This window comes from Stenotrophomonas sp. S41, from assembly GCF_016624625.1.
GTDB lineage: Bacteria > Pseudomonadota > Gammaproteobacteria > Xanthomonadales > Xanthomonadaceae > Stenotrophomonas.
Window position 1 is genome coordinate 1 of sequence record NZ_JACVTV010000179.1, and the last position, 4,712, is coordinate 4,712.

A 4,712-nucleotide genomic window follows, 5' to 3' on the forward strand; every position below is an offset into this window, starting at 1 on the left:
ACAGCCGCCAGCGGCTGGGCCGGACCCCGGAGGGGGGTTCACGGCGTGTCCCGGGCAGTCCTGCCGACCCGGCCCACGCCATGAAGCCCAACGAGGCAACGCTCTGAACCTTACAGCGCCTCGAAAATACCCGCCGCGCCCATGCCCGTGCCGATGCACATCGTCACCATGCCGTACTTCTGCTGGCGACGACGCAGGCCGTGCAGCAGGGTCGCGGTGCGGATCGCGCCGGTCGCACCCAGCGGGTGGCCCAGGGCGATCGCGCCGCCCAGCGGGTTGACCTTGCTCGGGTCCAGGCCGCAATCGCGGATCACCGCCAGCGACTGCGCGGCGAAGGCTTCATTGAGCTCGATCCAATCCAGCTGGTCCTGGGTCAGGCCGGCCTGCTTCAGTGCCTTCGGGATCGCGGCGATCGGGCCGATGCCCATCACTTCCGGACGCACGCCGGCCACCGAGAAGCTGACGAAACGGGCCAGCGGGGTCAGGCCGTAATCCTTGATCGCCTGTTCCGAGGCCAGCAGCACCGCGCCGGCGCCGTCGCTCATCTGCGAGGAGTTGCCGGCGGTGACCGTGCCACCGAACTGGCCGTTGCGGAACACCGGGCGCAGCTTGGCCAGGCCTTCGGCCGAGGAGTCCGGACGCGGACCTTCGTCGGTGTCGGCAACCTTGTTGCGGGTGATGATGCGCTGGCCATCAGCCAGGTCCGGCAGGTGCGAGACGATCTCGTACGGGCTGATCTCATCCTTGAACTCGCCGTTCTGGATGGCGGCCATGGCCTTCTGGTGCGAGGCGAGGGCAAAGGCGTCCTGGTCTTCGCGCGAGACCTTCCACTCTTCAGCCACCTTCTCGGCGGTGATGCCCATGCCGTAGGCGATGGCCACATGGTCGTTGTCGAACACGCTCGGCGCCATCGCGATCTTGTTGCCCATCATCGGCACCATCGACATCGATTCGGTGCCGCCGGCCAGCATCAGGTCGGCGTTGCCCAGGCGGATCGCGTCGGCGGCCTGCGCCACGGCCTGCAGGCCGGAGGAGCAGAAGCGGTTCACGGTCTGCGCGGCAATCGTGTTCGGCAGGCCGGCCAGCAGCACGCCGATGCGCGCCACGTTCATGCCCTGCTCGGCTTCCGGCATCGCGCAGCCGATGATCGCGTCATCGATGCGGTTGACGTCCACGCCCGGGGCCTGGGCAACGACGCTGCGCAGCACGTGCGCAAGCATGTCGTCGGGGCGGGTGTTGCGGAACATGCCCTTGGGCGCCTTGCCAACCGGGGTGCGGGTGGCGGCGACGATGTAGGCGTCCTGGATTTGCTTGGTCATTGCGGTGATCTCTCGAATGGGTTTTGTAGAGTCGAGCCATGCTCGACTGCTACAGCCGGAGTGCCGACCAGCGGTCGGCACCTACCAGAGGCAGAGGAGTGCCGACCAACAGCCGGCACCCGCCATCAATCAGTTGCGCAGCGGCTTGCCGGTCTTCAGCATGTGCGCGATACGGGCCTGGGTCTTTTCCTGCTGGGCCAGTTCGACGAAGTGCTTGCGCTCCAGGGTCAGCAGCCACTCTTCGTCCACCAGGGTGCCGCGGTCGACCTTGCCGCCGCACAGCACGGTGGCGATGCGCTCGGCGATCTCGTAGTCGTACGGGCTGATGAAACGACCTTCCAGCATGTTGACCAGCATCATCTTGAAGGTGGCGATACCCACGTCACCGGCCACCTGGATGCGGCGTGCCGGCAGCGGCGGGCGGTAACCGGCTTCGGCCAGTGCACGTGCTTCGGCCTTGGCGATGTACAGCGCCTCGTAGCTGTTGAACACCACCTTGTCGGTGCTGCGCAGCAGGCCCAGTTCCTGGGCATTGACCGCCGAGTTGGACACCTTGGCCATCGCCACGGTCTCGAAGGTCTTCTTCAGTTCGGCGAACACGTCACCGCCCGGACCTGCGGCCTGCGAGGCACGCACGGCCAGTTCCTTCAGGCCGCCACCGGCCGGCAGCAGGCCGACGCCGGCCTCGACCAGGCCGATGTAGCTTTCCAGGAAGGCCACGGTCTTGGCGCTGTGCATCTGGAATTCGCAGCCGCCACCCAGGGCCAGGCCGCGCACGGCGGCAACCACCGGCACCAGCGAGTACTTGATGCGCTGGCTGGTGCGCTGGAAGTTGGCGACCATCTCTTCGAACTGGTCGACCTTGCCGGCCTGCAGCAGGCCGAGCGCACCGGCCAGGTCGGCACCGGCGGAGAAGGGTTCCTTCTGCTGCCAGATCACCAGGCCCTGGAAATCCTTCTCGGCGCGGCTGACGCATTCCTGCAGGCCATCGAGCACCTGGTCGGAAACGGTGTTCATCTTGGTCTTGAAGCTGACCACGGCGATGCCGTCGCCGTCGTGCCACATGCGCAGGCCGTCGTTCTCGAACACGGTCTCGCCCGGCGCGAACTTCTCGCCCAGCAGCGGATCCGGGAAGCGCTGGCGCTGGTACACCGGCAGGGCCGAACGCGGCAGCTTGGCGTTGCGCGACGGGCTGTAGCTGCCTTCGGCGGCGTGCACGCCGTCTCGGCCATCGAACACCCAGTCCGGCAGCGGGGCGCTGCTCATGCTCTTGCCGGCGACGATGTCATCGGCGATCCACTGCGCGACCTGCTTCCAGCCAGCAGCCTGCCAGGTCTCGAACGGGCCCAGCGACCAGCCGTAGCCCCAGCGGATGGCCAGGTCCACGTCGCGCGCGGTCTCGGCGATGTCGGCCAGGTGGTAGGCGCTGTAGTGGAACAGGTCGCGGAAGGTCGCCCACAGGAACTGTGCCTGCGGGTGCTGGCTTTCGCGCAGCTTGGCGAACTTCTCGGCCGGGTTCTTGATCTTCAGGATCTCGACCACTTCCGGTGCGGCGGTGCGGTCGGCCGGGCGATAGTCCTGCTTTTCCAGGTCGAGGACGACGATGTCCTTGCCGACCTTGCGGAAGATGCCGGCGCCGGTCTTCTGGCCCAGTGCGCCCTTGGCGATCAGCGCGTCCAGCCACTTCGGCGACTTGAAGAATTCATGCCACGGGTCGTTCGGCAGGGTGTCGCCCATGGTCTTGATGACGTGGGCCATGGTGTCCAGGCCGACCACATCCGAGGTGCGGTAGGTGGCCGACTTCGGGCGGCCGACCAGCGGGCCGGTCAGGCCGTCCACTTCATCGAAGCCCAGGCCGAATTCCTGGGTGTGGTGGATGGTGGACAGGATCGAGAACACGCCGATGCGGTTGCCGATGAAGTTCGGGGTGTCCTTGGCGTACACCACGCCCTTGCCCAGGGTGGTGACCAGGAATGCTTCCAGGCCTTCCAGCACGGCGGCGTCGGTGGTGGTGGCCGGGATCAGCTCGGCCAGGTGCATGTAGCGCGGCGGGTTGAAGAAGTGCACGCCGCAGAAGCGGTGGCGCAGCTGCTCCGGCAGCACGTCGGCCAGCTTGTTGATGCCCAGGCCCGAGGTGTTGGAGGCCAGCACCGCGTGGTCGGCCACGAACGGGGCGATCTTCTTGTACAGGTCCTGCTTCCAGTCCATGCGCTCGGCGATGGCCTCGATGATCAGGTCGCAGTCCTTCAGCTGTTCCAGGCCCGACTCGTAGTTGGCCGGGGTGATGGCTTCAGCCAGCGACTTGCTGGCCAGCGGCGCCGGGCTCAGCTTGCCCAGGTTGGCGATCGCCTTCAGCACGATGCCGTCGGCCGGACCTTCCTTGGCAGGCAGGTCGAACAGCACGGTGTCGACGCCAGCGTTGGTGAGGTGGGCGGCGATCTGGGCACCCATGACGCCGGCACCCAGCACGGCGGCGCGGCGGACTAGCAGGGAATTGGACATGGTGTAGGGCCTTTGTTGGTCAGCAGTTACTGGGTGGGTCACACCCGGTGGAATCACGGGGAAGCGGGCAGGGCACTGCCGCGTGCGGCGGCGCGGAACCCGGCTTCGGCGAAATGGATCAGTTCATGGGCGGCATGGGCACGATGCGCCGCTTCGGTGACACCTGCGGGTCGCTTGATCAGGCCGAAATCTGCCATGGCGTAGGTGAGCGAACCGGCCAGGAAATCCAGGCGCCAGTACAGCTCCTCCTTGCTCAGGCCCGGCACGCACTCGGCGATGGCCTTGCCGAACGCGCGCAGCACGTGGCCGTAGTGGTCGGACAGGAACTTGCGCAGGTTGTCGTTCTTCTCGGCGTAGGCGCGGGCGATCACCCGCACGAAGGCGCCGCCGCTCTGCCGGTCCTGGGCCATGGCCAGGGCGGGCTCGACGAAGGCGGCCAGCACCGGGCGCAGTTCGCCGGGGTGTTCGCTGCGGGCGCGCTCGAGCTGGGCCAGGCGCGCGCCGGTCATCTCGTCCATGCGGCGGCGGAACACCTCGTTGACCAGGTTTTCCTTGGAGCCGAAGTGGTAGTTGACCGCCGCGATGTTGACGTCGGCCTGGCTGGTGACCTGGCGCAGGGAGGTGCCGGCGAAGCCATGCAGGGCGAACAGCTCCTCGGCGGCGCCGAGGATCCGGTCCTTGGTCGAGAAGTGGGCGGGCTTGGCCATGGGGCGGCGGACCTTAATCAAACGATTGTTTGATACTAGGACCAGACGGGGGCGTATGGCATTTTGCAGTGCAGCAAAACGGCCGGGGCGGTCAGAATCCGCTCAGGTGGGTGAATGGGGTGGGGTGGGGGGGGGGGGGGGGCCCCCCCCCGGGCCCCCCCCCCCCCCCCCCCCCCCCCGGCCG

3 protein-coding genes are annotated in these 4,712 nt (G+C 67.4%); all 3 read right to left on the reverse strand.

Features of this window, described 5'->3' with window-relative positions; genetic code table 11:
* Nucleotides 1-110 precede the first annotated feature (110 nt).
* On the reverse strand, nt 111-1,319 hold the full coding sequence (locus IAE56_RS20590; RefSeq protein ID WP_005416236.1) for an acetyl-CoA C-acyltransferase: 1,209 nt from the start codon (nt 1,317-1,319) through the stop codon (nt 111-113).
* Between the two features lie 129 nt (nt 1,320-1,448).
* Nucleotides 1,449-3,821: a 3-hydroxyacyl-CoA dehydrogenase/enoyl-CoA hydratase family protein gene (locus IAE56_RS20595; protein ID WP_200753798.1), complete on the reverse strand. Its 2,373-nt coding sequence runs from the start codon at nt 3,819-3,821 to the stop codon at nt 1,449-1,451.
* Between the two features lie 53 nt (nt 3,822-3,874).
* Complete coding sequence (locus IAE56_RS20600; RefSeq protein WP_200753799.1) at nt 3,875-4,528, reverse strand: TetR family transcriptional regulator; 654 nt, start codon at nt 4,526-4,528, stop codon at nt 3,875-3,877.
* Between the last annotated feature and the right edge of the window lie 184 nt (nt 4,529-4,712).

Coding starts and splice junctions, on each gene's coding strand:
- IAE56_RS20595 (WP_200753798.1), bottom strand. CDS start 3,821: ATGTCCAATTCCCTGCTAGTCCGCCGCGCCGCCGTGCTGGGTGCCGGC.
- IAE56_RS20600 (WP_200753799.1), bottom strand. CDS start 4,528: ATGGCCAAGCCCGCCCACTTCTCGACCAAGGACCGGATCCTCGGCGCC.
- IAE56_RS20590 (WP_005416236.1), bottom strand. CDS start 1,319: ATGACCAAGCAAATCCAGGACGCCTACATCGTCGCCGCCACCCGCACC.